This is a genomic window from Actinoplanes sp. M2I2, assembly GCF_023544445.1.
In the GTDB taxonomy this organism is placed as follows: Bacteria; Actinomycetota; Actinomycetes; order Mycobacteriales; family Micromonosporaceae; genus Actinoplanes.
This window is the reverse complement of record NZ_JALPVJ010000033.1, coordinates 58,179-83,198: the sequence shown is the minus strand read 5'-3', so window position 1 is coordinate 83,198 and position 25,020 is coordinate 58,179. Positions and strand designations below refer to the sequence as shown.

Here is a 25,020-nt window from a genome sequence, read left to right as displayed (position 1 = left end):
GTCAAACGCGCCATCAGCAAATACAACGCCCGCGGCCCGAACATCGACCGCGCCACCTACCAAGCCACGATAGAGATCAACATCCTGGCCTTGACACCAACCACCCAGCCCTAACTGAACGGCGTTGCGACTAGATCAGCATGTCGCCCTCGACCGCATTGAACTGCGGCTCTACGGTGTCAGCCATGACTGAACCACCTCGCCCGCCCGGTGAAGGTAACGCGAACGACCCGACGCGGCCGTTCAACCCATATGCGGCTAACGACCCGGCCTCCGGTTCGACACCGCCTCCCCCGCCGCCCTACGGCACGCCGAGCTCCGGCTCCGGTTACGGCGCGCCGCAGCCGCCGGCCTCCGGTCCCGGCTACGGGGCCCCGCCGCCCACCTCAGGTCCCGGTTACGGCGAACCGCCGGTGTCGGGTCCCGGCGGGTACGGTGGGCCGCCGCCCGGATACGGCACTCCGCCCCCGCAGTACGGCTACCAGCAGCCCGGTTTCGGCGCCTCCCCGGCCCAGGACGACAAGACCTGGATCCTGGTCGCGCACTTCGGCGGCGCGCTGGGCGCCTTCCTCGGCGGCGGCCTCGGCGGCTGGATCGCGCCGCTGATCGCCCTGCTGGCCAAGGGCAACCAGTCGCCGGTCGTCCGGGCCGAGTCGGTCAAGGCGCTGAACTTCCAGATCGTCTGGTCGATCGTCGGCATCATCGGCTGGGCCACCGCCTGCCTCGTCATCGGCTTCGTGATCATCCCGATCGCCGCGCTGATCGCCATCATCTTCGGCGTGATCGCGGGTCTCAAGGCGCTCAACAACGAGCCGTACAAGTACCCGATGACCATCAACCTGATCAAATAGAGCCGCGCCGGGACGGGGCCCGGCGCTTCTCACACCACGTCGCGGATCACGGCGTCGGCCAGCAGGCGGCCACGCAGCGTGAGAACCAGACGACCACTTTCGTACGCCCCGGGGTCGAGCAGTCCGTTGGCGAGCGCCTGCTTGGCGCCCACCTGGTCGACCCGGTCGAGGGCGATGCCGTCGCGCAGCCGCACCCGCAGCATCACGTCCTCGACGTGCCGGTCCTCGTCGCTCAGCAGTTCCCGCCCGTGACCCGGCGAGACGCCGTCGGCCAGCCTCTTCCCGTACGCGGCCGGGTGCTTGACGTTCCACCAGCGCACCCCGCCGACGTGGCTGTGCGAGCCCGGCCCCAGGCCCCACCAGTCGGCGCCGGTCCAATAGAGCAGGTTGTGCCGGCAGCGGGCCTCGTCGGAGGTGGCCCAGTTGGAGACCTCGTACCACCGGAAGCCGGCCTCGCTCAGCGCCGCCTCCGCCGCCAGGTAGCGATCGGCGGCCACGTCGTCCGAGGGGAACGGGATCTCGCCGCGCCGCATCCGGGCGGCCATCCGGGTGCCGTCCTCGACGATCAGCGCGTACGCGCTCACGTGGTCCACGCCGGCGTCGACCACCGTCCGCAGGGAAGCGGCGAAGTCGTCGGCTGTCTCGCCCGGCGTGCCATAGATCAGGTCGAGGTTGACGTGCTCGAACCCGGCCTCGCGAGCCTCCACCGCGGCCTGCGGCGCGCGACCAGCGGTGTGCTTGCGGTCGAGAATCCGCAGGACACCGGGCGCCGCCGACTGCATGCCCAGCGAGATCCGGTTGAAGCCGTGCCCGCGCAGCCGGCGCAGATAGCCGGGATCGACGGACTCCGGGTTGGCCTCGGTCGTGACCTCGGCCCCCGGGGCCAGTCCCCACGCGTCGTCGATGGCGTGCAGGATGCGGCCGAGGTCGTCCGCGTCCAGCAGCGTCGGTGTGCCGCCGCCGAAGAACACGGTGTCGACCCGGGCCGGGTCGACGGTCCGGCGGGCCAGCTCGAGCTCTTGCAGCACCGTCTCGGCGTACGCCTCCCGGCTGACGCCACCGCCGAGCTCGCTCGCCGTGTAGGTGTTGAAGTCGCAGTAACCGCAGCGGCTCGCGCAGAACGGGACATGAACGTAGACGGCGAACCCGTCTTTACCGACGTGAGCCGTCGCCTGAGGGGGGAGGGAACCGTCCAGCGGAACGGGTTCGCCATCGGGAAGTGCGCCGGCCATCCGTCAAGTGTGCACGCCTGCCGTTAATGTTCCGCCATGGCTCTGGTCCGTACCGTCACCGACGCCGGGGTGACCACCATGACCCTGGACTCCCCCGCGAACCGCAACGCCCTGTCCACCCCCCTGATGCGGGAGCTGCTCGACGCTCTCGCCGCGGCGCTCACGGACACCTCCGTACGAGCCGTTGTGCTTTCGCACACCGGTCCGGTCTTCTGCTCGGGCGCCGATCTCAAGGAGACCGCCGAGGCCCGCCGGACCGGCCGCGTGCCGGCCGAGATGATCGCCGACGTGCTGGCCGCGCTGTGGGAGTTCCCCAAGCCGGTCGTCGCGCGCGTCGCCGGCCCGGCCCGCGCCGGCGGACTCGGACTGATCGCCGCCACCGACATCGCGGTCTGCGCCCGGGAGGCCACGTTCGCCTTCTCCGAGGTACGCCTGGGCGTCATCCCGGCCGTGATCAGCGCGACCGTGCTGCCCCGGCTGGCGCCCCGCGCGGCGGCCGAGCTCTACCTCACCGGGGACACCTTCGACGGTGTCCGGGCGGCGGAGATCGGCCTGGTCACCGCGGCCGTGCCGGCCGACGAGCTGGACACTGTCGTACGCCGGTACTGCGACAGCCTGGTGCTGGGTGGGCCGCTCGCCCTGGCCGGCACGAAACAGCTGCTCCGGCGTACGCCCGGGCCGATCCGGGCCGACCTGGCCGAGCTGTCCGCACGCTCGGCCGGCTACTTCCGCTCGGCCGAGGGCCGCGAGGGAGTGGCCGCTTTCCGGGAGAAGAGGCCGGCCGCCTGGGTCCCCGCCGCTCCGACGGCGCAAGGGTGACAGGGATCGCGTGACTTCGTTGACTACTCTTGTCGCCTGAACAACAACGTGGTGGGGGTGTGAGTGCGCAAGTCACCGGTCGTGGCGCTCGCGATTGTCGCGCTCATCGGTGGGCTCGGCGTGTTCGCCGTCGTCAACACCTTCTCCGGCACCATCAAACTGCCGAAGATCGGCCCCGAGTGCACCGTCCGGGCCGACGGCGAGGTGACGCTCGACTACGTACAGATGGCCAACGCGGCGACCATCACGGCCGTCGGGCTGCGCCGGGGCATGCCCGAGCGGGCCGTGGTGATCGCCCTGGCCACCGCGTTCCAGGAGTCCAAGCTCGAGAACCTCGACGACGGCGACCGCGACTCGATCGGCCTCTTCCAGCAGCGCCCCAGCCAGGGCTGGGGCTCCTTCGACCAGATCAAGGACCCGCGATACGCGGCCGACAAGTTCTACGCGTCGCTGAAGAAGGTCAAGAACTACCAGAAGATGCGGGTCACCGACGCGGCTCAGAAGGTGCAGCGGTCGGCCTACCCCAACGCGTACGAGAAGTGGGCCGACGAATCGGCGGTGCTCGCCCGGGCGCTCACCGGTCGCGCGACCGGCGCGGTCGAGTGCAGCGTGAGCGGATCCCCCGTGCGGCGCGGCGCGGCCGCCGCGGCCGCGCTGACCGAGGGGTTGCGGCTCGACTGGGGCAAAGGCCTCCCCCGGTCGGCCACGGCCACGGAGGCCGCGCGCCTCACGGTCACGGTCTCCAGCGCGAGCGCGGGCTGGCGCTACGCGCACTGGCTCGTGGCCCACGCTTCGGCGACCGGTCTCGAACGGGTACGTTTCGGCAATCTCGAATGGCACGCGCCGGACGGCAAATGGCAGGCGGTGAGCGCGGACGGTGGCGCCGGAACCGGCCGCGTGGTCGCCGAAGTCTTCAGCTGACGTCGAGTTTCGGCTTCGGACCGAAACTTTCGGGCGTTCCTTGCGGTCGCTGAGAGTGATGTTGCCCGTCTCGGGTGCGCAGTTGCGTTGCGTATAAGCCAGCGTGGACAGACAGCTACCGCCCTGGTACTAAGTAGGGCGTGTCGAGGGCAATCGAATGGATTCTCCTGGGTGCCGCGAGCTGCACGGCGATCATCGCCGGGCTGCGGTGGCACCGTCCGGCCCGCGTGGGGCCATGGCTGCTGCTGGCCGGGGCAGTGGCCTCGCTTGCGGTCGGTGACGTCTTTTACGCCTTCGACCTGGGCTCAGCGGCCACGGGCTGTTACCTGGTGATGTTCGTGCTCGTCGCGGGCTCCCTGATGCGGTTCACCGAGGGCGGCTCGATCCTGGTCGACCGGGCCCGCCTCATCGACCTGCTAGCCTTCGCCTGTTCGGCCCTGCTGGTCGTGTGGGTCTTCATGATCGCCGACAACGATCTCTGGGCCCGCATCTCGGCCTCCGACGTGATCGGTTCGCTGCTGCTGATCGCGGTCGCCGTACGCCTCAACCTGGCGACCGGACGCAACGTCTCGGCGATGCTGCTGCTGATCGGCTCCGTCGGTCTGCTGGCCGGCGACGTCTTCTACCCCCTGTACGAGAACGCGGCGGCCGAGTCGGGCTTCCGCGTCCTCTACATCTGCTGGGGCCTGGCCGCGCTGCACCCGTCGATGGTGCGACTGACCCAGCCGATGCCGCCGAGGACGAGCCGCTGGCACGGCCGCTGGGCCGCGCTGCTGGGCGCCTCGGTCGCCACCCCGCCGATCGTGCTGCTCATCGAGTCGCTGGACGGCACGGTCCGCGACGGCGTCCCGATCGCCATCGCCGGCGCGCTCACCCTGACCATGACGATCACCCGCCTGGCCGACTCGGTCACGCTCAACAGCCAGGCCCTCGCCCGCGAACGCGGCCTGCGCCGGGCCAGCGCCGACCTGGTCTCGGCGGCCGACCTCTCCGCCGTCGACGAGGCCGTCCGGGCCGGCGTGGCTGCCCTGGTCCCGCAAACCGCTCTGCGCCGCGTGGTCTTCGCCGCCGACGACCGCCAGCTGGCCGCCGTCCACCTGCCCCCGGCCCCCGCCGGCCGCCGCCCGCGCAGCTGGTGGGCCGACCCCGACGCGATCGACTCCACCGTCGTCCCGCCCGGCGCCCGCCCCGCAGGCCGGCCGCACCACCCGGGCGCCGCAGCCGGTCCGACCGCCTCCCCCAGGCCGTCCACCGCTCCGCCGACACAGCCGTCGCCGAACGATCTCAGCAACCCTGCGCGGTTCTCCCCTCCCGGCACGACCGATCCGAGCACCACCGATCCGAGCACCACCGATCCGAGCACCACCGTGCCATCCGACCCGCCTGCCGCGACCAAATCAAGCAACGTCTCTTCGCCAACCTCGCCGGCACCCGACCAGCCAAGCAGCACCTTTCCGCCCGGCTCCCCCGCACTCCACCAGCCGGATGACACCCATTCGTCCGGCGCAATCGGTTCGCGCGCCGGGACCGTGCTCGGCCGGCCGCTGGGCGCCCGCCTCAGCGGTCTGCTCCGCGTTCCACGCCGCCTCGTGCGCGCGCTCCGTCCCGGGGGCCGGCGCCGTCGAACCGACAAGCTGCGCCACCGGCGAGGCACGGTCCGGCTCGGCCTCACCAACCGGCCAGGCCTCACCAACCGGCCCCGCAACGCCAACCGGGCCGGCAATGAGGAGACGACCCTCGTCTGCCCGCTGTGGCTCGAACCGCTCGCGGTGGCCCGGCCGAGCGGCGGCGCCCTGGTCCTGACCGGCCGACGTGAGGCTCTGACCGCGGCCCACGACGCACTCGAGGTCCTCGCCGGACAGGCCGCGCTGGCCCTCGACCGGATCAGCCTCGTCGAGGCCGTCGGACGCCGTGACAGCGACCTCTACCTGCGCGCCGTCATCAGCAACACCGCCGAGCTGATGCTGGTGCTCGACGAGGACCAGCGCATCCGCTACGCCAGCCCCGCCCTGCACGACCTGCTCGGCGACGAGAAGCTCTCACCGCTGGCCACCCTGGACGATCTGGTCCACCCCGACGACCGCGGCCAGATCCGCCGGGCGTTCGCGGCCGGCGGCGACGGCACGATGTTCTGCGCCCTGCGCCGCCCCGACCACAGCCAGGTCCTGGTCGAGGCCACCTATCGCGACCTGCGCGACGACCGCCTGGTGCAGGGCTTCGTCGTCACCATGCAGAACGTCACCGAAGCTCAGGACCCGTTCGACCGCCTCCCCCACCGTGACCACCTGGACGAGCTGCCGGCCTGGGTCAACCGCCGAAGCGCCCAGCACAAGTTCCGCTACTGATCGGATCGCCTCCTCGCCTTCGTTCGAAGTGCATCCGACGGTACGGGGTCGCGGGTGAGCCAGGCGGTTATCCACATCGGCGCCCCATCCACAGGCCGAGTTGACAGTGCCGGATTGCGGACCCGCCGCCGGATTTCGCCCATCGGCTGAGTCCGGCGGCCGCCACGGCGAAGATCCACCCGGGCCGTGGTGCAGGGGCATCGCCGCAGTGGTCAGGCGGTCCAGATGATTCCCGCGAGTCGACCGGCGCACTGGGCAGACCGGCGCACTGGGCCAGACCGGCACGCTGGGCCAGACCGGCGCTTGGCCAGACCGGCACGCTGGGCCAGACCGGCGCTTGGCCAGACCGGCGCGCTGGGCCAGACCGGCGCGCTTGGCCAGACCGGCGCGCTGGGCCAGACCGGCGCACTGGGCCAGACCGGCGCCCGACGGGGAGACGCGATTCGAGCCTGACGTCGCGGTGGGGGCCACGGTCGGCGGGAGCCTCGGGCGCGACCACTCACGCACGTCGCGCGGGCGGGGTGAGCGTTCTGGCCGCGCCAGCGGCCTGCTCGCGTCGCCCGCGCCCTCGGCGTGAGCGACGGTCGGCACCACCCACCCCGCTACGACAGCCGTCTTTGATTCATCGACCGGCCGAGGCGCCCTCGATCCGGACGCGACCGCACCTGGCGAAGATGCGCCAGCCGTACTTGTTCTTGATTGCTACTGGCCTGACTCGTACTGGGTTGCTTACGGGCTGCGATTCCCGGATTCACTTCGGGCGCGATGGAGAAGCTCTTCCCGCAGACCTCAGTGGTGCGATCCGCCTGTTCGCCCGCTTACCGGGAAACGGCGAAACGCCGGACCATGATGGTCCGGCGTTTCGAATAGCGATCGTCGATCGCGTTGGTTACCGGTGGACGCGACGGCGACCGCCGACACCGGCAACCAGAGCCACACCGATCGCGGCCAGGACGACCTGGAACAGCAGCTCGATCCAGTCGAAGCCCTTGGTGTCGGCAACGCCGGTGGCGCGGGCGATCACAGTGCCCAGCAGCGCGGCGACGACGCCGATGACCAGGGTCAGCCAGAGCGGGATGTTCTGCTTGCCCGGTACTACCAGGCGGCCCAGGGCGCCGATGATGAGACCGACGATGAGCGCGGTAATGATGCCGGTGACAGTCATTGGGGGTTCCTCTCAGGGGGTGGAGCATTGTTGCGTCCGTCGAGCCCCAGAGTTCCCGGGTCACCGAAAAACCAAACCGAGTTATTTCTTGTTTGCTCCCTTGGTGTCTGGAGCGTCAGAGGTCGACAGGGCGGCGATGAACGCTTCCTGCGGCACCTCGACCCGGCCGACCATCTTCATCCGCTTCTTGCCTTCCTTCTGCTTCTCGAGCAGCTTGCGCTTACGGCTGATGTCACCGCCGTAGCACTTGGCCAGCACGTCCTTGCGGATGGCGCGGATGGTTTCGCGAGCGATGATCCGGCTACCGATGGCCGCCTGGATCGGCACCTCGAACTGCTGGCGCGGGATGAGTTTCTGCAGCTTGGAGGCCATGGAGACGCCATAGGCGTACGCCTTGTCCTTGTGCACGATCGCGCTGAACGCGTCGACCGGCTCGCCGTGCAGCAGGATGTCGACCTTGACCAGGTCGGCCACCTGCTCGCCGGAGCGCTCGTAGTCGAGCGAGGCGTACCCCTTGGTCTTGCTCTTCAGCTGGTCGAAGAAGTCGAAAATGATCTCGGCCATGGGCAGCATGTAGCGCAGCTCGACCCGCTCGGCGGAGAGATATTCCATGCCCAGCAGGTTGCCGCGGCGGCTTTGACACAGTTCCATAACGGCGCCGACGTAGTCGTTGGGCACCAGCACCGTCGCGCGCACCATCGGCTCGGCGATCTCGGCGATCTTGCCGGTCGGGAACTCGCTCGGGTTGGTGACGACGTACTCCTCGGCGTCCTCGGTGTAGACGCGGTAGACCACGTTGGGCGCCGTCGAGATCAGGTCGAGGTTGAACTCGCGTTCCAGCCGCTCGCCGATGATCTCGAGGTGGAGCAGGCCGAGGAAGCCGCAGCGGAAGCCGAAGCCCAGCGCGGCCGACGTCTCGGGCTCGTAGGTGAGCGCGGCGTCGTTGAGCTTGAGCTTGTCGAGCGCGTCGCGCAGCGCCGGGTAGTCGGAGCCGTCGATCGGGTAGAGGCCGGAGTAGACCATCGGCTTCGGGTCCTTGTAGCCGCCGAGGGCCTCCTTCGCCGGCCGCGAGTTGCCGGTGACGGTGTCACCCACCCGGGACTGGCGCACGTCCTTCACGCCGGTGATCAGGTAGCCCACCTCACCGACGCCGAGCGCGCCGGCCTTCTCCATCTCGGGCGAGACGACGCCGATCTCGAGCAGCTCGTGTACGGCGCCGGTCGACATCATCTTGATGCGGTCGCGCGCCTCGATGCGTCCGTCGATGACCCGGACGTACGTGACCACGCCGCGATAGACGTCGTAGACCGAGTCGAAGATCATCGCGCGGGCGGGCGCATCGGCGTCGCCGACCGGCGGCTGGAACTGGCGCACGATCTCGTCCAGCAGGTGCTGCACGCCGACGCCGGTCTTGCCGGACACCCGCAGCACGTCGCTCGGCTCGCAACCGATCAGCTTCGCGAGCTCCTCGGCGTACTTCTCGGGCTGCGCGGCGGGCAGGTCGATCTTGTTGAGCACCGGGATGATGTGCAGGTCGTTCTCCATCGCCAGGTACAGGTTGGCGAGGGTCTGGGCCTCGATGCCCTGCGCGGCGTCGACCAGCAGGACCGCACCCTCGCACGCGGCGAGCGAGCGGGAGACCTCATAGGTGAAGTCGACGTGGCCCGGGGTGTCGATCATGTTGAGGACAGCGGTGTCGCCGGTCCGGTCGCCCTCGCGCACCACCCAGGGCATGCGAACGGCCTGCGACTTGATGGTGATGCCGCGCTCGCGCTCGATGTCCATGCGGTCGAGATACTGGGCACGCATCTGACGCGGGTCGACCACCCCGGTGATCTGCAGCATGCGGTCGGCCAGCGTCGACTTGCCGTGGTCGATGTGGGCGATGATGCAGAAGTTGCGGATGCGAGCGGGATCGGTCGCTCCGATCACGTTCACGCCGGGGTCGAGCGGTCCAGGCACGATCTTCCGTTCTTCTCATTCAGCGGTGGCCCGGCGAGCGCCGGCGCGTTCTATCGTCCCACGTCCGCGCGGAACGCCCACTCACCCCCGCTCAAGCGCCGCCCCAGCGCCGCTCACGGCGCCCCAGCGCTGCCTCACAGTGCCCAGCGCTGCCTCGCAGTGCCCAGCACTGCCTCGCAGTGCCCAGCACTGCCTCGCAGTGCCCAGCACTGCCTCGCAGTGCCCAGCACTGCCTCGCAGTGCCCAGCACTGCCTCGCAGTGCCCAGCGCTGCTTCTCAGCGCCCCAGCGCCGCTCGTGGTCCTCCGGTGCCGCTCACAGCCCCGAGCCGGCGAACTCGGCTTCCCGGGCTCACACCGGCTCCAAGGCGGCATGCGGGTGTGGCGGCAGCTCCACCGAGATCGTGTCGCCCGGCCGGACCGAGCCGCCCCGCAGCACGACGGCCATGATCCCGCCCTTGCGCACGAGGCCGCCGTTCTCGTCGTGGCCGACAACCTCCTTGAGAAGCCCCGACCGGAACGTGTTGATCTGCTGGCACGGGTTTCGGAGGCCCGCGACCACGAGGGCCGGCCGGGGGTCGACGCCGCGGGACCCCTCAGCCGCCGTCTCACGGGCGATCGCGGCCCGCACGGCCTCGGCCGCCCGCGCGGTCGGCTCGTTCAGCGTCGCCGCGTCGGCGGCGGCCAGGACGGGGGCCAGCGCGCCGCCGTCGGGCGTTCCCCCAGCGCGCGCGTGGCTCGCCGGCCCGGTGCCGCCCCCATCGGGAGCCGGCGGCGAAGCCGCCTCGCCGTGGGGCTCCGGGCCGAAGCGGAGGATCGTGCCCACCGGCAGGCCGAGCACATCGAGCCCACAGGTCGTCACGTTCTCGCCCAGGTCGCCCGGCCGGACCTCGTAGCCCTTGTGCGCGACATCGGTGAACAGCTCCTGGTGGATGAGGTGCACCTGCCGCAGGTTGGGTTGGGTCGGATCGACCCGGACCCGGCTCCTGTGCCGCACGTGGACCCCCGCGTGCATGTCACCGTCGACGCCCAGCCCGGCCACCAGCACGATCTCGTCCCGAGCCGGCTTGGTGAACGAGTACTCGTCGTTCCGGTTGACCGAGGCCACTTCCGCTTGTGCAGTCTCCATGCGCCTCAGTGTCATCGAAGAGAGACTCGCGCTTCGACCCCGAATCCCACGTGCTGGCCGAGACGCTGACTCACCGGCGGGCCGCCGGGCACCGCCTGGCCGGCGAGTCAGTCGGGCGAGACCAGGGTCGGTCGGGCGGGCCAGGGTCAGTCGGGCGGGGCCAGGGTCAGTCGGGCGGGCCAGGGTCAGTCGGGCGGGGCCAGGGTCAGTCGGGCGGGGCCAGGGTCAGTCGGGCGGGGCCAGGAACAGCGCGGACAACTTGGGCAGGCGCCGCTGCATCTCCTCCTCGTTGTCGAAATCCCACAGGTCGGCCGCCTCGGGCCGGTTCACCGGTCGCTCCTCCGCCGGCATTTCCTCGCCGGTGGCCTGTGCATAGGCAGTCGCCGCGATGGACAGCACCTCTTCGGCCTCGAACACGGCGCCGGTGTCGGCGGCCTGCTGCACGACGGCCACCTCGGCCAGCGAGTCGGGCGACTTGACCGACCGGGCCACCGCGTCACGCCCGTGCGCGATCAGCCAGCCGCGGAAGCTGTCGAAGCCCTCCTCGGAGCAGCCGCCGTTGATCAGATAGGCCGCGGCCCACAGGTCTTGCGTGCCGGAGGCGACCAGGACCTTGTCGAGATGGCGACCCCACGCCACGATCTCTGCCGGATCGCGCTTGGCCAGGTCAGCCGCGGCGCGTTCGGCCACATCGGCGGGCGAGGCCGGTCGATCGGCGGTCGCGCGGCTGATGACGGCCCAGAAGTCGTCGGTTCTCATGGGGAGGATCCTGCCAGTGGGGTACGACAGAACGCGGCCGGGCAGGATGGGGTCGTGCGAACGATTTCGCTCCCCGATGTGCCCTACGGCTCCACCGCCGTCCGTCCGGGCTGGCTCGACCTGCCGGACAGCCTGCGCCAAGCCATCGCGGCCCGCCTCGGCGGGCCGGTCGTCACCGCGCTCAGCGCGGGCGGCGGCTTCACCAGAGCGTTCGCCGCGCTCGTGACGACGTCGGCCGGGGTGACCGGCTTCGTCAAGGCCGCGCCGCTGGGTGATCCCACGGCCGACTGGTATGCCCGCGAGGCGTTCATCACGTCGCGGCTGCCCGCCGAGGTGGCGGCTCCCCGGCCGCTCTGGACGATGATCGACTCCGACTATTTCGTGCTGTGCCTCGAGCCCGTCGACGGCCACGTGCCGGCGCTGCCGTGGTCGGCGCCGGAACTGGACGCGGCGCTGAACGCCTGGTCGACCGCCGCGGAGGCCCTGGCCACGCCGAGCGGCGACCTGCTCGAGGCCGGCGTGCCCCGGCTCTCCGACATCCTGCGCGACGAGATGTCCTGGTGGTCGGCCATCGCCGACGGCCGAGAGCCGATGCCGCGCACCGCGCACGACACGGTCGCGCCGACCCGGCTGGCCCACCTGGTGCGGCTCGAACGGGAGCTGCCCGCCCTGGTCACCGGCGACGGTCTGATGCACGGCGACCTGCGGGTGGACAACGTCCTGATCGACCGGCCGGGCCGGGCCCAGCTCTGCGACTGGACCTGGCCGTGCCTGGGCGCACCCTGGTTCGACACCGTGTCGCTGCTGGTCACCGCGTTCGCCAGCGGGCTCGACGCGGACGCGTACCTGGCCGGCTGGGACGCCCCGGCCGAGGGCGTCGACGGGGCCCTGGCCGCGCTGGCCGGATACTGGCTGGTGCGCGCGGACGGCGGGCCGAGCAGCGCGTCGCCGCACAGCCGCCAGCATCAGCGCTTCAGCGGCGCGCAGGCGATGGCCTGGCTGGCCGATCGCCGGGGCTGGTGAGGGCGTTTTGGCGGCTCGCCGGGCGGCTGGTAGTCTGGTTCATCGCGTGTGGTGAAGCGCCACTGTTCGCTGTTTCAGCGGAGCATGTTGCTGGTTCGACATGTCCGCTGGTTCAGTCGACAGGGGCGACCATCCCGCTGAGACCGTTTCCGAACACCTAGTCAGGACAAGGCTGTCGCGTGGCGAACATCAAGTCCCAGATCAAGCGCAACCGGCAGAACGAGAAGGCCCGGCTGCGCAACAAGTCGGTCAAGTCGTCGCTGAAGACCGTGATCCGCAAGCTCAATGAGGCGAGCGAGGCCGGCGACACGCAGACCGCGACGACGCTGCTGCGTGACGCCTCTCGTCAGCTGGACAAGGCCGTGAGCAAGGGCGTCATCCACAAGAACCAGGCGGCGAACCGCAAGTCGGCCATCGCCAAGCGTGTCGGCGCACTGTCCGCCTGATTCTCGGCGGGTCGCGCCTCTGAAGGCTGCTGCCGGGCACCGCTGGACCTCGTGTCCACCGTGGTGCCCGGCGTCTTTCTGTCCATGGTGTTACCTTGGTACCATGGTAAACATCGAGAGGACCCAGACCGGGGTACGGCTCGAACGCACCACACTCAAGGTGCTCAAGGGTCTGGCCGAGTATCTCGATCTGTCGCTGGGCGAGCTGCTGGAGGGCATCAGCCTGCACGCCTTCGAGGGCAAGGCACCGTTCACGCCCACGACTCTGGCCAAGATCGAGCAGCTCAAGGCCGTCTACGGCCTCACGCTGACCTCGGCCGCCCACCGGCTCGACGAACGACAGTGACAGCCCACCCGGCCGACCGCCAATGACGACCCACCAGTCCGGCCCTCGCCCCGACGAACGACGATGACGGCCCCGGGCCGGTCACCGCCTGGACGGCGCCTACTCGTAACGGCGGGTGGCCGACTGACGGAGCCACTGCTGCTGGGCCTCGGCCCGCTCGGCCCACGGACGCTTGATGGGGCCCCGGCCGCCGTCGACCACGCCGGGCAGCCGGGCGGTCGACTCCTCGCCCACCCGGCCCGCGGGCCGGCCGTCACGTGTGGCGAGCACCGCGCTGGCGGCCATTCCGGCCGGGCGCAGCGAGGCCGCGTGCTCGGCCAAGGCATCGGCGCCGGCCGAACGGGCCGCCGCGCCGAGACCAGCGCTCGGTGACGGCCCCAGGGGAGCCGGCGGGGTCAGCGAGCCGGCGATCACGTCGTTGAGCTTGACCATGATGGCGACGGTGGCCGGCAGCACCAGCACGCCCCACCAGCTCACCAGCTCGGCCAGCGCGAGCAGGATGCCGAGCGCGATCGCGCCCTCGAGGAAGACGAAACACACGAACCCGCTGGGCGTCAGAGTCCTCAGCCGCAGCATGCGGGCATAGAGCGGCCGGTGCCCGATCGCCGGGTCGTGCGGCCGGCTCATCGCGCGCCGCCCGAGCGACGGGCCGCGGCCACGGCGAAGACGGCCTGCTCGAGGGCGAAGCCGCGATCCTCCGCGCCCCCCTTGACCGCGGCGTTGCACTGGGCGGCCGCCCGCATGGCGTCGACCAGCCCCTCGGGCGTCCACCCACGGCTGCGCTCCTGCGCGCGCTGGATCTTCCAGGCGGGCATGCCGAGCGAGCTGGCCATCTGGTACGGGTTACCGCGCCCGGCCGACGCGACCCTCGCCACCGTGCGCACCCCGTCGGCGATCGCGTCGGCGATCGGCACCGGGTCGACGCCGACGTGCAGCGCCCACCGCAGGGCCTCGAGCGCCCCCGGCACGTCGCCGATCATCGCCGCGTCGGCCACCGTGAAGCCGCTGACCTCGGCCCGCCCCTTGTAGTAACGGGCGACGACCGCCTCGGTGATCTTGCCGTCGGTGTCGGCGATCAGCTGCGAACAGGCCGCCGAGATCTCCCGCAGGTCGTTGCCCACGGACGCCAGCAGCGCGGACGCGGCCGCCTCGTCACACCTGCCGCCGTTGCGCCGGAACTCGTCGCGCACGAAGGCTATCCGCTCGCGGTCGCCCTTGAGCTTGGCCGCCGGCACGACGGTGGCGCCGGCCGAGCGCAGCCCGTCGGCCAGCGCCTTGCCCTTGGCCCCGCCCGGGTGGGTGACGATGAGCGAGACGTCGGGATCGGGGTTCTTGGCGTAGGCCAGCAGCGCGGCGGTGAGGTCCTTACGCGCGTCCTGCCCACTGCGGATCACCAGGACGCGCCGACCGCCGAACAGCGACGGGCTCAGCATCTCGGCGACCTCGCCGGCGGCCAGCGCGCCCGCCTCGTACTCCCGGACGTCCGCACCCGGCTCCGCAGCCCGGGCCGCATCGACGGCGGCGGTGACCGCGCGGGCGGACAGGAGCTCCTCGTCGCCTTGGACGAGCAGCAACGGGGCGGGGGGCGGGGTGTTCACGCCAATATCGTCGCACGAAGGACTGACGTTTCCGTGAGCCTCACTCCTTAGCGCAGACTCGTGGATCACGGAACGCGAAAGCCGACATATCGGTGTCGGGCCATGTCGCCGCACGTCAGCCCGGTGCTCGATCAGGCTGAATGTCTTCCGGGACGGTCAACCCTCCCCGATCGCTCATCAACCCCCATCGTTCGGCATGAGTCCTGCCTGAACGGACTAACTCGGGCGTGTCGGCGTGCCGGGTGATCCGGCGACCGAGACCGTCCGGCCGGGCGTCGATCATCGGGGCCGATCAGCCCGCCGGCAGCTCCGACGGCAGCATCGAGCCGACCCAGACGTCCACCCGCACGCCGCGATGCACGAGGCGCTGACGCAGGACGGCCTCGACCGTGAAGCCGACCTTCTCCGCCACCCGTCGCGATGCCCCGTTGCCCACCTCGGCCCGCCACTCGACGAGCCCCAGCCCGAGCGACCCGAACGCCCACCCGCACAGCGCCCGCACCGCCGCGGTGGCGACACCGCGTCCCCGGGCGGCCGGGTCCATCCAGTACCCGAGCTCGCCGCCGCCGACCCGGTCCAGCCCGAGTCCCACCCGGCCGAGGCGCAACCGCCCGTCCGCCGAGATCGCATCGGCGGAGGCCGAGCCGCCGGCCGCCACAGCGGACTCGACGACGAACTCGGCCCGCGTACCCGAGTCCCACGCCGCGACGCACATCTCGCGGACGAAGTGCTCGGCGTCGCTCCGCTGGTAGGGGATCGGAAGCTGCAGGTACTTCTGCACCATCGGATCGAGCGAGACCCGGTGCACCCACGCGATGTCGGCTTCCTCGAACGGGCGCAGGCGGAGGTCCCCCGTCGTGATCGTCTCTCGGTCCATCCCGGCATTGTCGCCTCAGGGCGCCGGCGGGTCACCACGGGCGACCACGGCCAGGCCCCGGCCGGTGGCCACCGCGGCGAGGTCCCCGGCCTGATCCGTACGGAGAACCCGCGCGCCGCCCCGGGCCAGGCGCGCCATCAGCGACGGGTTCGGATGGCCGTAGTCGTTGCCCAGCCCGACCGACACCAGCGCCACAGCCGGCCGGATCTCGTCGATGAACCGCGGCGACTGGTAGCTCGATCCGTGATGCGACACCTTCAGCACGTCGGCCCGCACAGCCTCGCCGCCCAGGTGGTCGAGCATGTCCTCCTGCTCCTCGGTCTCGGCGTCACCGGGCAGCAGGACCGTCCGGCCGTCCACCTCGACCCGCAGCACCAGGGAGTTGTTGTTCGGATCGGAGTTGGTGCCGCGCAACGGCTCCACCGGCCCGAGCACCCGCAACCGCAGACCACCGACCGCGTACGCCCATCCGGCGCCGACCGCGTGCAGCGGCACCCGGCCGGCGGCCGCCGCGACCATGGCCCGGCCGGCGGGCGGCTCGGCCCAGTCGGGTCCCACCACCCCGTGGACGTCCCGGCCCCGGAACACCCCCGTGACCCCACCGATGTGATCGGCGTGGAAGTGGCTCACCACGAAGAGCGCGATCCGGCGCACCCCGAGCCGCCGCAGGCAGTGATCCACCAGCGTGGGCTCGGGGCCGGCGTCGACCACCACGGCGCTGCCCGCCCCGGCCGGCAGCACGATCGCATCGCCCTGGCCCACCGCGCAGGCGACCACCACCCAGCCCGGCGGCGGCCAGCCCGGGGCCAGCAGCCGTACGGGCAGAGCCCCGAGCACACCGCCGAGCGCGACCACCGTGACCAGCTTCCGGATCAACGGCCGGCGGGTGGCGATCAGCAGCCCGACAGTGATCACCGCGAGCAGCAGGGCGCCGGTGAGCCCGCCCGGCCACGGCAGCGCACCGGCGGGCACGAGGGCACCGTAGGTCGCGATCAGCACCAGCCACTGCGCCGGCCAGTGCCCGAGCCAGGCGAAGAACTCGGCGCCCGCCGGCCAGACCGGCGAGACGACCGCCGCGGTGACACCGAACAGCGTGGCCGGAGCGATCGCCGGCACGGCGAGCAGATTCGCCGGGACGGCCACGAGGCTGATGGTCCCGGACAGCCCGGCCACCACCGGACCGCACGCGACCTGCGCCGCCGCGGGCACGGCGAGGGCTTCGGCCAGCCCCGCCGGGCACCCCCGCCGGCGCAACCCGTCCCGCCAGACCGGGGCGAGCAGCAACAGTCCGGAGGTGGCCAGCACGGACAGCGCGAAACCGGCATCCGACGCCAGCTCCGGGTCGGTCACGATCAGCACGGCCACGCCGGCGGCCAGCGCCGGCAGGGCCGCCCGCCGCCGCCCCGAAGCGAGCCCGATCAGACCGATCGCCCCCATCGCGGCGGCCCGCACGACGCTCGGCGACGGCCGGGCCAAAATCACGAACCCGGCCAGCGCCACGGCACAGACCAGCGCGGTGACGACCGGCCCGGCCCGGGTCCGCCGCACGGCGAAGAGCACCACTCCCAGGACGATCGCCACGTTGGCGCCCGTGACTGTTCGCTAGGCGGATAAGTGAGGCCCGTACGGTGTCGCGCACCGCCGGGCCCCGACCGCAGAGGAGCTGCGATCATGAGCACCAACGTACCGGCCAGGCACCGTAAGAGCCGCTTCGACTACACGCTCTTCGTGATGGTCATGTCGAGCAGCGGCCTCTTCTTCGTGGCTGGCTTCCTGACGGCGATCTACCGATGAGCGACCAGCTGCCCCAGTGCTCGTTCCACGGGGAGCGCCGGCGGTGCCTCGGTGACCCGATCGACCCGGCCGCGTCCGTGCCGCTGTGCCTGAAGCACATGCGCCTGGTCGTCGAGGACCTGCTGGCCCGGGGTGCCCGCGTCGAACTGCTCACGGCGGTGGTGTCGTGACGACCGCCCGGGACGTGCTCGCGATGATCCGCGACGTGCTGATGATCGTGGTGCTGTCCGGCCTGATCGCGTTGAGCGCGAACGTGGCCGGCCGCCTGGACGGTTGGGAGCCGCCGTCGGTCCCGACGATCACCTATCCCGAGGACTCGTGCCTCGAGGTGCCCTGCTGAAATTCGGCACCTGCGTTCCGAATCGCGGCCCGTTCCCTCGAGGAGCGGGCCGCTTCGTATTCCGCCACCGCGCGGCGGAATCAGCGGCCGGGTTCGGTCCGCAGGCTCTCGATGTACGCGACCAGCGCGGTCCGGGGGATCCGGCGGGCCGAGCCGATCTTCACGCTCTCGATGTCGCCGGCGTGGACGAGCGCCCAGACCGTCCGGACGCCGAGGTCGAGGACCTTCGCGGCGTGGGGGACGTTGTAGGCGATCTGCCCGTCGGGCTCGGTCACTCGCCCTCGTCGGCCTCGTCGAGCGGGGGCCGGTGCTCGGCCATCCAGGCGTCGACGTCCTCGATCAGCCACACCTGGACGTTGCCGGGCAGGGTGTCGAACGGCTCCGGGAAGTCTTGGCGGCGGTCGTTGGCGAGCTGCAGGGCGCGTTGCCGGGTGACGCCGAGCATGTCGGCGATCTCCCCGGACGTGTAGAGCCTGCGCTTCCCCGCCACGTTGATCACCGTACGTACGGGCGGACTTTACCTTGGGTAGAACGATGTGCTTTACGTTGGGAAACTCCGAGCGTAAGGTCAGCCACTGGCGACGGCGGGTGACTAGTTCTCCCCAGAGCGACACCCGTCGTCGCCTTCAGCCGGGGCGGCGGCTATCTGTCGGGCAGCGCGGTGGCCGCCGTCCCCCGAGCGGGGAGGCGGACCCATGGACGAGCACACCGAGAAGCCCCTGAAGCGGGCCGAGCTCGAAGACGACGAGGACCTGGCGCTGGGCTACAGCGTGCTGCGGGCCCTGGCCGAGAACTCCGGCGACATGGTCGAGCTCGCCCCCGGCGTGTGGCACGTCGAGAAACGCGACAGCCACCGCGGCTACTGGATCTAGGCGAAGTACACCGTCACGATGACGACGCCGGACGCCCCGGCCCCACCGTTCACGGCGCTCGCCCCACCACCGCGGGCCGCACCCGAACCGCCGCCGCCGTACTGACGGCCCGCACCGCCGGCCGCGTCGGCCCGGCCGGTCTGGGTGGCGGACATGTGGCTCGCCCCGCCGTCGCCGCCGCGCTGCCCGGTGCCCGTGGTCGACGTTAGGCCGAGGCCCGACCCGCCCGCGCTGCCGGCCATGTTGACCGTGCCGCCGGTGCCGCCGGACCCGCCGAGCCGGGCGTTGGAGTTCGCCGTGAAGCCCTGCACACCGGTCGCCGTGCGGATGTCCCCGCCGCCGCCGCCGTTCGCGGTGATGTGCGACCCGAACGACGTGTTCCCCCCGGTGGCGCCCGCCCCGGCACCCGCCGCCCCGCCCGCGCCGATCGTCACGGCCACGGTGGAGCCGAGCGTCGAGGCGTCGAACCAGCCGGCCCGGTACTCCCCTCCCCCGCCGCCGTCGCCGAACGACCACTGCCCTCCGCCGGTCGCGCTGGCCCCGCCGCCCGCGCCGCCGCCGCCGATCGCCTGGACGTGGACACGGCGCGCCCCGGCCGGCTTGGCCCAGCTGCTGGTGGTTGTGATGACGGTGACGGTCGGGCTCCCGGCGAGCGCGTCGACGGAGTCTTCGACGGCGCCCAGGGCGGTCTCGACGGCCTCGGCCAGGTCCTGGCCCAGGTTCGCCCCGTCCGGCGGGTCGGTGGGCTCCTGGAACGGCAGCGAGTAGCGGGTGGTGGTGTCGGCCATGACGGCTCCTCAGAGGGCGAAGACCGCGAGCTCGCGGTTGTTGAACGAGACCGTGCCGGCCGGGTCCAGGGTGTCGTGCTTGTACTTCAGGGTGAAGGTGGTGTCGCCGGGGTTCAGGCCGGTGAAGGTGTGGAACGTGCTCATCTGGAACCAGGAGGAGGCTTCCGCGTGGGCGGGTGCCCCGGTGACCGGGAACTCGAGGTGGTAGTTCAGCGCCCACCCCTCGTACGGGACGATGCTCGTCGCGCCGGACACCTCGACGCCGACGTGGGGGCTGTTCTGCGTCTGCCAGTTCGCGGTCTGGCCCAGCTCGGCGCCCCAGAACACCAGGGCCCGACCGGATCCGCCGACCCGGATGGTGACCTCGGGGCCGGGGTCGGTGCCGGTGAGGTCACCCCAGGTGGTGGAGTTACGGGTGCCGGAGGTGTAGTCGTTGGCGACCTTGATCCGGTTGGTGATCGACTGGATCGACGACACCGCCTCGGGGGTGCCCGGGTAGACGAACCGGCCCAGGATCGCCCAGGTAGCACCAGAGGTGATGATGCCGACGACGTCGCCGGCCTTGAGCAGCGACGCCTCCGAGGTGTTGAGGATGGGCAGGTTCTCCATCAGCGACCCGGCGACCAGCACCACGTTCGCGGCGGTGTCGGGGTTCCAGGAGACGATGACGCCCTGCCGGAACGGGGCGCCCGAGCTGGGTTGCTTGCCGAGCAGGGGCACCAGGTCGTCGCTGCGCATCACGAGCCTCCGATCACGACGAGGGTCTGCTCGCGGGTTTCCGCGCTCATCGACTGCAGGGCGGACAGCGGCACGGTGAGGCGGGACAGGACGTGGGTCTCCGCGCGCCGGCCGATCCGGACGATGATCGGGTCCCACGGCTCGAGGGCCGGGTTGGCGATCACCTGGAAGTCGACGTTGTACGGGACGCCGAGGTTCTCGCGGAGCAGGGCGGCCGCGGCGGTGCGGGCACGGTCGACGGTGGTGATGAACGGCGACGAGAAGAAGCGGGGCACCTTCCCGAAGTCGCCGTCCCAGTAGGTGGGGCTGGCGGGGTTGTTGTCGTACGCGACCGCGCGGGGCGGGGCGGTGGTGTCCAGGGCCTCGCCGACGGCCACGACCGCGTTGTAGACACCCTCGTCGGAGATCTCACGGCCGAGGCTGAGGAGCACCCCGTTCGGCCCGGAGTTGACCTCCCACACCGGCGCGCCCGGGTCGGGCATGTCCCTGATGACCAGGATCCCGCGGTGGTCCCAGTACCAGATCTTGCCGCGGCTGGTGATCAGGTCGTTGAGGAACGCGAACCGCTCTTCCTCGGCGATGACGGTCCGGCCGATGGGGTCGAAGTTGGTGTCGTCGTCCCATTCGATCGTGGCCCACGGGTAGACCTCGCCGACCAGCTGGGCGAGGACGTCGCCGTACGTCATCGCGGCCGGGAACTGGCGGGGTGCGGTGAGGCGGGCCCTGACGATGCCGCCCATGCGGTCCCGGCCGGCGATCCGGATCGGCCCGTCGGGGGCGGTGTCCTGCTCGGCGGAGTTGATCCGGAAGTAGCCCAGCGACACCCACTCGATCGACCCGCCGCCGAACGTGATGCCGCGCCGGACGAACACCTCGTTGCCGTACGGGGCCAGGCCGTCGCCGGCGTTCTCCGGGAACGCCCCGGTGCCTTCCACCTCCAGGTCCAGGGTCGACCGGATGTCAGCGGTGGCGTCCAGGTTGACGTCGCCGGAGATGACCTCGAGCTCGTCGCCGTCGGGGCTGACACCGGTCTGGCCGGCGGCCACGACGAACGCCTGGACGGTGGCGGTGTGGCTGCCCCGCAGGGTGGACAGGAACCGTGCGCTGACGGGCCTCACGGCACGATCACCGTCTGCGGGTCGGCGACGTACTCCGCGACCTCAGCCCACGAGCCGAACGCGGCCAGCACGGCGTTCCAGCTGCCGAACTCGGCGAGGATGCCTTCCCAGTTGGTGGTGGCGCCGACGACGTCCGGGCCGGGCGGGGCGACTTCGGTCATCGGCAGGTCGAACCAGCGGCGCACGCTGACGTGCCCGTAGCGGCGCCGGGTCACGTCGCCCACGACGACGTACCCGCCGGGGATGTCGCGGCCGTCAGGTGGCACCTGGATGTACAGCGGGTCGCCGCTGGCGAAGACGAGGTCCAGGGCGTCGGCGTCCGAGACGCTGTCGGCCTTGATCGTCATGTCCCACTGCCGGGACAGCCGCACGTCGGTGACCGCGATCGGGTAGGTGCGGCCGAGGATCGGGAACACACCGTTGCGGGCCGGGCGGCTGATGTCGCCGTGGTCGACGACCTTCACAGCCCGGTTCAGGAACGGCCGGGTGATCGACTTGAACCACACGTCGGTCTGCACCGGGGTGACGCTGTTGGTCGGGTCGGCGCCGATCACCGCGCCGAGCGCGCTGTACCGCTGGAGCCGGTACCGGTTGAGGACGCCGGGTGCGAACTCGTAGTCGTCCAGGGCGACGTCGGTGCCGGCCGGTGCGGGGATGCGGCTGCCACCGCGGACGGTGGTCCAGCGGATGCCGTTGAGGGAGCGTTGGACGTCGACCGAGGCGGTGTTCCCGGCCGGGACGTGGGCGGTGATCCGCACCCGGGACAGCAGCGGGTCGAACGTGGCGGCCAGCGGCACCCGCAGCGCGGCGTCGTCGATGAACAGCTGGACGCCGGCGGTCGGGCTGCCCTGGATGGTGGGGCCGTAGACGGCGAACGCGGCGCTGCCCGGGGCGGTGGCGGTGTGGTCGCGCAGGGTCCACACGTTCGCGGCGAGCGATGAGGCGACCGGGCTGGCCGTGGACAGGTAGTTCCCGGCGGCGTCGAACCAGTCGATCGCGACGGTGGCCTGCGGGATGGTGACGGGCGCGCGCAACCACATGGTGGTGCGGTACTGGCGGCCCGCGCTGACCGGGGTTTTGAACGTGGCGTAGACCGGCCGGGCGTACGCCTGCGAGGGCGCCCCGGTGACGGTGAGCAGCGCGGAGAACGTGCCGCTGTGGGCCTGCGCGTTGGACTGCACGAGGCTGGCGCCGGTCGCCACCCAGCCGGCCACACCGCCCTCGAACGTGCCGGGCTCGACCGAGACGATGTCGCTCACGCTGTGGCTCCTCTCGCGCCTGCACGCCGCTTGAGGTCGCGGTTGGTCAGCCGGATCACCTGCTGCACTTGGTCGTGCAGCTGGATGTGCAGCTCGTACGTGTCGCCGCCGGCGCCCAGCTCACGGTTCGGGGTGACGTTGCCCGACGTGCTGCCCATCGTGATCACCTCGGGCCCGCGCTCACCGACCAGGTACGACCGGCCCGCGCCGACCGGGCCACCCGAGGCCCGCTTGCCGGTCACCCCAGCAAGCTTGCTGTTGACCCCGGCGACGACCTGGCCGACGTTGGAGCCGACGCTGATGTAAACCCGCTCGTCCTTGATCGCCCGCAGCGTCCGGGCCACGTTCGCGGCCACCGCCCCGACGTTGGACCAGGCCTCCACCCGGACCCGCTTGTCCTTGATCGAGGCGAGCTCGCGGTTGGCGTCGGCCCGGAACTTCGAGAACTTCTGCTGGGCCTGGGCCAGCTTCGGGCCGACCCCGGGCACCCACGCAAACGCCGCGGCGGCGCCGTCGAGGATCTTCCCGAACTCGTTGATCACCTTGACCCGGAACTCGCGGAACCCGTCAGCACTGCGGGTGAGGAAGCTCCGCACGTTGGAGTACCAGGAGGCCAGCTTCCCGATCGCGACGCCGATCCCAATGATCAGATTGCTGATCAGGTCGATCAGGTCGGAGAAGAACTGGTTGGTGTCGTCGCCGTTCTCGCTGATCTTCGAGAAGAAGATCGAGATGGCCCGGCCGATCCCCGGCAGCTTGTCGGCCAGCATCCGGAACAGCGGCACGCTCGCCCGGACCGCCTGCTCGATCCCGGGCATGACCTGCCGCAGGAACTCAGCGAAGGCGGGACCGAGGTCGTCGACCACCGGGCCCAGCTCGCGACCGATCCGGTTGATGGCCGGGCGGATGTCGTCGAGCGCCTTACTCACGGCCCCGGCCGCCCGGACCAGCGGGCCCTCGAACGGCTTCGAGAACTCCGTGAGGATCTGACTCGCCTGCGACTTCAGCGGGTCGAACGCGGCCTTCACGGCGGGCGAGCCCATGGCCTTCTTGATGCCGATGGCGAGCCCGGCACCGCCCACGCCGAGGATCACCGCGGTGGAGATGGCCGCGCCCAGCGCCGGGGCCAGGACGACGGCCAGGCCGGCCACGAGGAGACCAGCGACGAGCTTGCCCATGGGCGGGATGGCGTCGATCGCGCCGGAGATGCCGCCGGCGATCTTCGAGCCGAGCCCACCGACCGCCTTGCCGACGTTGTCGTTGAGCTTCTTCACGCTCCGCTCGGCGGCGGCCGCGGCCTTCGCGACGCTCTTGGACTCGCCGATGAACTTGATTTTGACTGTGCGTTCGCCGCCGGCCATCAGCCCACTCCGTCGAACTTGGCGATGATGGCGTCGGCAGCGTCGAGCCACTTCTTCGCGATGGTGGCCTGCTCGGCCTCGATGCTCTGGAAGAACCAGTACGAGCCGCGACCCAGGTGCGGGCGGTACTGCTCGTAGTAGTTCGCGCCGAACTCGGAGCCGAAGAGGAGCTTGTACGCCGGAGCCCGGTTGCGGCCCAGCTTCTTCGTGCCGCCGGCCACGACGACCGGCACCCGGTCGCGGCGCCGCTTGACCGTGGTCGCGACGAGCGCGGCCTGGCCGCCTTCGCGCTCACCGGCCTGCTTGGCCGCCTCGGAGAGCTCCTTCGAGATCTCCAGGGCCGCGGCGCGTAGCTCGTCGTTCGCCTCCTTGGGCAGCTTGGCCAGGGCGGCGAGGGTCTCCCGGATGCCGTCGATCCGGACCGTGACGAGCAGCTCCTTCTTAGCCATCGCCGCCTCCCCTCTCGTTTCGGTGTTCCTCGAGCAGCTCCCAGAGCGTGGCCTTGAGCCGGTCGTCGTAGTCGGCGACCTCGAGGTAGCCGACCCGCATCGACAGCGCCAGCGCGCAATCGCGCCTCGTTACGCTGCCGACTGGGTAGGGTCCACCTCGTCGTCGTCCAGGACCTCGAGGTCGACGCTGTCCTCGAACTCCTTGAGCGGGCCGTGCCAGACGCTCTGCCGTTCGGCGGCGTTGTGCGCGATCTTGTAGAGGTCGCTGATCCGCATGTCGCTCTGCAGCTTGTGCAGCGAGGCGTCGCGGTTGGTCCGCTCCCACCGGGCGATGTCGCGGGACGTCGCGGTGACCTCGAACGGCTCGCCGCCCTCAGGCGTGACCTTGAAGGTGAACATGGTGTGGGGCCTTCCTGACGGGCTACGCGGACTGGCTGAAGGTGGGCGAGTCGACGACCTCGAAGGTCTGGTCGAACAGCTTCCACTCGCCCGCCTCACCACCGAACTCGACGGGCACGGGCACGATCTCGACGACGGCCTTGTCCTGGCCGGTCCCGGCCTTCGCCTGGATCTCGACGGTCAGGGTGCCGCCGGCCGCGACGGCGTCGTCCAGGGCGTCGGCGAGACCACCGGTGCCGCGGTCCTGGTGGCCGGCGAGCTCCAGCGTCCAGCTGGTGGTGTCGCGGTCCTTGTCGACGCCGCCGAACGTGCGCATGGTCTGCGTCGGGGTGTCGGGCACCAGGCGGGCCTTGGTGATCTGGTTGGTGTAGGCGACGGCCTCGATCGTCACCGTGGGGTTGCGGAACACCATGCTGCGTGCGTAGGCCATC

29 protein-coding genes and 1 pseudogene are annotated in these 25,020 nt (G+C 71.2%); 11 read left to right on the top strand and 19 right to left on the bottom strand.

The genetic code is table 11. The features are described from left to right. The first annotated feature begins 185 nt into the window (after positions 1–185). Positions 186–851, top strand: coding sequence for a DUF4870 domain-containing protein (locus tag HJC40_RS41435; RefSeq protein ID WP_250009166.1), 666 nt, complete (start codon positions 186–188; stop codon positions 849–851). A 29-nt stretch (positions 852–880) separates the two neighbouring features. Here HJC40_RS41435 and hemW read toward each other — a convergent pair whose 3' ends face one another. After that, complete coding sequence (gene hemW / locus HJC40_RS41430; RefSeq protein ID WP_250009165.1) at positions 881–2,083, bottom strand: radical SAM family heme chaperone HemW; 1,203 nt, start codon at positions 2,081–2,083, stop codon at positions 881–883. Between the two features lie 36 nt (positions 2,084–2,119). Here hemW and HJC40_RS41425 point away from each other — a divergent pair, with 36 nt between their 5' ends. The 3 genes from HJC40_RS41425 to HJC40_RS41415 all read left to right on the top strand — a co-directional run bounded on the left by HJC40_RS41425 (position 2,120) and on the right by HJC40_RS41415 (position 6,168). Beyond that, on the top strand, positions 2,120–2,902 hold the full coding sequence (locus HJC40_RS41425) for an enoyl-CoA hydratase-related protein (RefSeq protein ID WP_250009164.1): 783 nt from the start codon (positions 2,120–2,122) through the stop codon (positions 2,900–2,902). Positions 2,903–2,965: 63 nt separating this feature from the next. Beyond that, positions 2,966–3,823, top strand: a complete 858-nt coding sequence (locus HJC40_RS41420; protein WP_250009163.1) for a hypothetical protein — start codon at positions 2,966–2,968, stop codon at positions 3,821–3,823. Positions 3,824–3,963: 140 nt separating this feature from the next. Then, positions 3,964–6,168 (top strand): PAS domain-containing protein, encoded by a 2,205-nt coding sequence (locus HJC40_RS41415; protein WP_250009161.1) that lies wholly within the window; start codon positions 3,964–3,966, stop codon positions 6,166–6,168. Positions 6,169–7,057: 889 nt separating this feature from the next. Here HJC40_RS41415 and HJC40_RS41410 read toward each other — a convergent pair. The 4 genes from HJC40_RS41410 to HJC40_RS41395 form a co-directional block, all read right to left on the bottom strand. Next, on the bottom strand, positions 7,058–7,333 hold the full coding sequence (locus HJC40_RS41410; protein WP_250009160.1) for a GlsB/YeaQ/YmgE family stress response membrane protein: 276 nt from the start codon (positions 7,331–7,333) through the stop codon (positions 7,058–7,060). An 81-nt stretch (positions 7,334–7,414) separates the two neighbouring features. Next, positions 7,415–9,295, bottom strand: coding sequence for a translation elongation factor 4 (gene lepA, locus HJC40_RS41405; protein WP_250009159.1), 1,881 nt, complete (start codon positions 9,293–9,295; stop codon positions 7,415–7,417). Between the two features lie 350 nt (positions 9,296–9,645). After that, positions 9,646–10,422 (bottom strand): MOSC domain-containing protein, encoded by a 777-nt coding sequence (locus tag HJC40_RS41400; protein WP_250009158.1) that lies wholly within the window; start codon positions 10,420–10,422, stop codon positions 9,646–9,648. Between the two features lie 225 nt (positions 10,423–10,647). Continuing rightward, a complete protein-coding gene (locus HJC40_RS41395; protein WP_250009157.1) occupies positions 10,648–11,181 on the bottom strand; it encodes a DUF4240 domain-containing protein in 534 nt (177 codons plus the stop codon). A gap of 54 nt (positions 11,182–11,235) precedes the next feature. On the opposite strand from HJC40_RS41395, the gene HJC40_RS41390 reads away from it, so the two are divergent. The 3 genes from HJC40_RS41390 to HJC40_RS41380 all read left to right on the top strand — a co-directional run bounded on the left by HJC40_RS41390 (position 11,236) and on the right by HJC40_RS41380 (position 12,996). After that, complete coding sequence (locus HJC40_RS41390; protein ID WP_250009155.1) at positions 11,236–12,204, top strand: phosphotransferase; 969 nt, start codon at positions 11,236–11,238, stop codon at positions 12,202–12,204. Positions 12,205–12,383: 179 nt separating this feature from the next. Next, positions 12,384–12,650 (top strand): 30S ribosomal protein S20, encoded by a 267-nt coding sequence (rpsT, locus tag HJC40_RS41385; RefSeq protein WP_250009153.1) that lies wholly within the window; start codon positions 12,384–12,386, stop codon positions 12,648–12,650. Between the two features lie 103 nt (positions 12,651–12,753). After that, on the top strand, positions 12,754–12,996 hold the full coding sequence (locus HJC40_RS41380) for a hypothetical protein (RefSeq protein ID WP_250009151.1): 243 nt from the start codon (positions 12,754–12,756) through the stop codon (positions 12,994–12,996). 99 nt (positions 12,997–13,095) lie between these two features. Here HJC40_RS41380 and HJC40_RS41375 read toward each other — a convergent pair whose 3' ends face one another. From HJC40_RS41375 to HJC40_RS41360, 4 genes and pseudogenes are all read right to left on the bottom strand, one after another. Then, the gene (locus HJC40_RS41375) at positions 13,096–13,623 is read right to left on the bottom strand and encodes a hypothetical protein (RefSeq protein WP_250009150.1); all 528 of its coding nucleotides are present in this window, start codon (positions 13,621–13,623) and stop codon (positions 13,096–13,098) included. Then, positions 13,620–14,594: a DNA polymerase III subunit delta gene (gene holA, locus HJC40_RS41370; protein ID WP_250009149.1), complete on the bottom strand. Its 975-nt coding sequence runs from the start codon at positions 14,592–14,594 to the stop codon at positions 13,620–13,622. The genes HJC40_RS41375 and holA overlap by 4 nt, the downstream gene beginning before the upstream one ends. A gap of 292 nt (positions 14,595–14,886) precedes the next feature. After that, entirely contained in the window at positions 14,887–15,471 is a 585-nt protein-coding gene (locus tag HJC40_RS41365) for a GNAT family N-acetyltransferase (protein WP_250009148.1), read from the bottom strand. Positions 15,472–15,486: 15 nt separating this feature from the next. Further along, a pseudogene (locus HJC40_RS41360) lies at positions 15,487–17,067 on the bottom strand (ComEC/Rec2 family competence protein); the annotation flags it as partial. A gap of 75 nt (positions 17,068–17,142) precedes the next feature. Between HJC40_RS41360 and HJC40_RS45910 the strand changes: the two are divergent. The 3 genes from HJC40_RS45910 to HJC40_RS41350 are packed head-to-tail and all read left to right on the top strand — an operon-like array spanning position 17,143 to position 17,605. Next, positions 17,143–17,265 (top strand): hypothetical protein, encoded by a 123-nt coding sequence (locus tag HJC40_RS45910; RefSeq protein ID WP_284044472.1) that lies wholly within the window; start codon positions 17,143–17,145, stop codon positions 17,263–17,265. Then, positions 17,262–17,435, top strand: coding sequence for a hypothetical protein (locus tag HJC40_RS41355; protein ID WP_250009147.1), 174 nt, complete (start codon positions 17,262–17,264; stop codon positions 17,433–17,435). The genes HJC40_RS45910 and HJC40_RS41355 overlap by 4 nt, the downstream gene beginning before the upstream one ends. After that, positions 17,432–17,605, top strand: coding sequence for a hypothetical protein (locus HJC40_RS41350; RefSeq protein ID WP_250009146.1), 174 nt, complete (start codon positions 17,432–17,434; stop codon positions 17,603–17,605). The genes HJC40_RS41355 and HJC40_RS41350 overlap by 4 nt, the downstream gene beginning before the upstream one ends. An 80-nt stretch (positions 17,606–17,685) precedes the next feature. Here the strand turns inward: HJC40_RS41350 and HJC40_RS41345 are convergent, their stop codons facing one another. Both HJC40_RS41345 and HJC40_RS41340 read right to left on the bottom strand, forming a co-directional pair. Then, positions 17,686–17,880: a helix-turn-helix domain-containing protein gene (locus tag HJC40_RS41345; RefSeq protein ID WP_250009145.1), complete on the bottom strand. Its 195-nt coding sequence runs from the start codon at positions 17,878–17,880 to the stop codon at positions 17,686–17,688. Next, positions 17,877–18,095, bottom strand: a complete 219-nt coding sequence (locus HJC40_RS41340) for a helix-turn-helix domain-containing protein (RefSeq protein WP_250009144.1) — start codon at positions 18,093–18,095, stop codon at positions 17,877–17,879. The genes HJC40_RS41345 and HJC40_RS41340 overlap by 4 nt, the downstream gene beginning before the upstream one ends. Positions 18,096–18,300: 205 nt before the next feature. Between HJC40_RS41340 and HJC40_RS41335 the strand changes: the two genes are divergently transcribed. Then, positions 18,301–18,477 carry a hypothetical protein gene (locus tag HJC40_RS41335; protein ID WP_250009142.1) on the top strand — a complete coding sequence of 59 codons (177 nt, stop codon included), beginning with the start codon at positions 18,301–18,303 and terminating at the stop codon, positions 18,475–18,477. On the opposite strand, the gene HJC40_RS41330 is transcribed toward HJC40_RS41335, so the two are convergent. The 8 genes from HJC40_RS41330 to HJC40_RS41295 form a co-directional block, all read right to left on the bottom strand. Then, positions 18,474–19,265 (bottom strand): hypothetical protein, encoded by a 792-nt coding sequence (locus tag HJC40_RS41330; protein ID WP_250009141.1) that lies wholly within the window; start codon positions 19,263–19,265, stop codon positions 18,474–18,476. The genes HJC40_RS41335 and HJC40_RS41330 overlap by 4 nt on opposite strands. A gap of 9 nt (positions 19,266–19,274) precedes the next feature. Next, entirely contained in the window at positions 19,275–20,003 is a 729-nt protein-coding gene (locus tag HJC40_RS41325) for a hypothetical protein (RefSeq protein ID WP_250009140.1), read from the bottom strand. Then, the gene (locus HJC40_RS41320) at positions 20,003–21,121 is read right to left on the bottom strand and encodes a DUF5047 domain-containing protein (RefSeq protein WP_250009139.1); all 1,119 of its coding nucleotides are present in this window, start codon (positions 21,119–21,121) and stop codon (positions 20,003–20,005) included. The genes HJC40_RS41325 and HJC40_RS41320 overlap by 1 nt, the downstream gene beginning before the upstream one ends. After that, complete coding sequence (locus HJC40_RS41315; protein ID WP_250009138.1) at positions 21,118–22,380, bottom strand: hypothetical protein; 1,263 nt, start codon at positions 22,378–22,380, stop codon at positions 21,118–21,120. Before HJC40_RS41315 ends, HJC40_RS41320 begins: the two co-directional genes overlap by 4 nt. Then, positions 22,377–23,741 (bottom strand): hypothetical protein, encoded by a 1,365-nt coding sequence (locus HJC40_RS41310; protein WP_250009137.1) that lies wholly within the window; start codon positions 23,739–23,741, stop codon positions 22,377–22,379. Before HJC40_RS41310 ends, HJC40_RS41315 begins: the two co-directional genes overlap by 4 nt. Continuing rightward, positions 23,741–24,190, bottom strand: coding sequence for a hypothetical protein (locus tag HJC40_RS41305; protein WP_250009135.1), 450 nt, complete (start codon positions 24,188–24,190; stop codon positions 23,741–23,743). Before HJC40_RS41305 ends, HJC40_RS41310 begins: the two co-directional genes overlap by 1 nt. Before the next feature lie 129 nt (positions 24,191–24,319). After that, positions 24,320–24,589: a hypothetical protein gene (locus HJC40_RS41300; RefSeq protein ID WP_250009134.1), complete on the bottom strand. Its 270-nt coding sequence runs from the start codon at positions 24,587–24,589 to the stop codon at positions 24,320–24,322. A 22-nt stretch (positions 24,590–24,611) separates the two neighbouring features. Next, entirely contained in the window at positions 24,612–25,019 is a 408-nt protein-coding gene (locus HJC40_RS41295; protein WP_250009133.1) for a hypothetical protein, read from the bottom strand. Position 25,020 lies beyond the last annotated feature (1 nt).

Bases quoted from the DNA above. Each gene is read 5' to 3' on its own strand.
- HJC40_RS41435 (WP_250009166.1), top strand. From the start codon at position 186: ATGACTGAACCACCTCGCCCGCCCGGTGAAGGTAACGCGAACGACCCG.
- hemW (WP_250009165.1), bottom strand. From the start codon at position 2,083: ATGGCCGGCGCACTTCCCGATGGCGAACCCGTTCCGCTGGACGGTTCC.
- HJC40_RS41425 (WP_250009164.1), top strand. From the start codon at position 2,120: ATGGCTCTGGTCCGTACCGTCACCGACGCCGGGGTGACCACCATGACC.
- HJC40_RS41410 (WP_250009160.1), bottom strand. From the start codon at position 7,333: ATGACTGTCACCGGCATCATTACCGCGCTCATCGTCGGTCTCATCATC.
- HJC40_RS41400 (WP_250009158.1), bottom strand. From the start codon at position 10,422: ATGGAGACTGCACAAGCGGAAGTGGCCTCGGTCAACCGGAACGACGAG.
- HJC40_RS41395 (WP_250009157.1), bottom strand. From the start codon at position 11,181: ATGAGAACCGACGACTTCTGGGCCGTCATCAGCCGCGCGACCGCCGAT.
- HJC40_RS41380 (WP_250009151.1), top strand. From the start codon at position 12,754: ATGGTAAACATCGAGAGGACCCAGACCGGGGTACGGCTCGAACGCACC.
- HJC40_RS41375 (WP_250009150.1), bottom strand. From the start codon at position 13,623: ATGAGCCGGCCGCACGACCCGGCGATCGGGCACCGGCCGCTCTATGCC.
- HJC40_RS41365 (WP_250009148.1), bottom strand. From the start codon at position 15,471: ATGGACCGAGAGACGATCACGACGGGGGACCTCCGCCTGCGCCCGTTC.
- HJC40_RS45910 (WP_284044472.1), top strand. From the start codon at position 17,143: ATGAGCACCAACGTACCGGCCAGGCACCGTAAGAGCCGCTTCGACTAC.
- HJC40_RS41355 (WP_250009147.1), top strand. From the start codon at position 17,262: ATGAGCGACCAGCTGCCCCAGTGCTCGTTCCACGGGGAGCGCCGGCGG.
- HJC40_RS41335 (WP_250009142.1), top strand. From the start codon at position 18,301: ATGGACGAGCACACCGAGAAGCCCCTGAAGCGGGCCGAGCTCGAAGAC.
- HJC40_RS41330 (WP_250009141.1), bottom strand. From the start codon at position 19,265: ATGGCCGACACCACCACCCGCTACTCGCTGCCGTTCCAGGAGCCCACC.
- HJC40_RS41325 (WP_250009140.1), bottom strand. From the start codon at position 20,003: ATGCGCAGCGACGACCTGGTGCCCCTGCTCGGCAAGCAACCCAGCTCG.
- HJC40_RS41310 (WP_250009137.1), bottom strand. From the start codon at position 23,741: ATGGCCGGCGGCGAACGCACAGTCAAAATCAAGTTCATCGGCGAGTCC.
- HJC40_RS41305 (WP_250009135.1), bottom strand. From the start codon at position 24,190: ATGGCTAAGAAGGAGCTGCTCGTCACGGTCCGGATCGACGGCATCCGG.
- HJC40_RS41300 (WP_250009134.1), bottom strand. From the start codon at position 24,589: ATGTTCACCTTCAAGGTCACGCCTGAGGGCGGCGAGCCGTTCGAGGTC.
- HJC40_RS41295 (WP_250009133.1), bottom strand. From the start codon at position 25,019: ATGGCCTACGCACGCAGCATGGTGTTCCGCAACCCCACGGTGACGATC.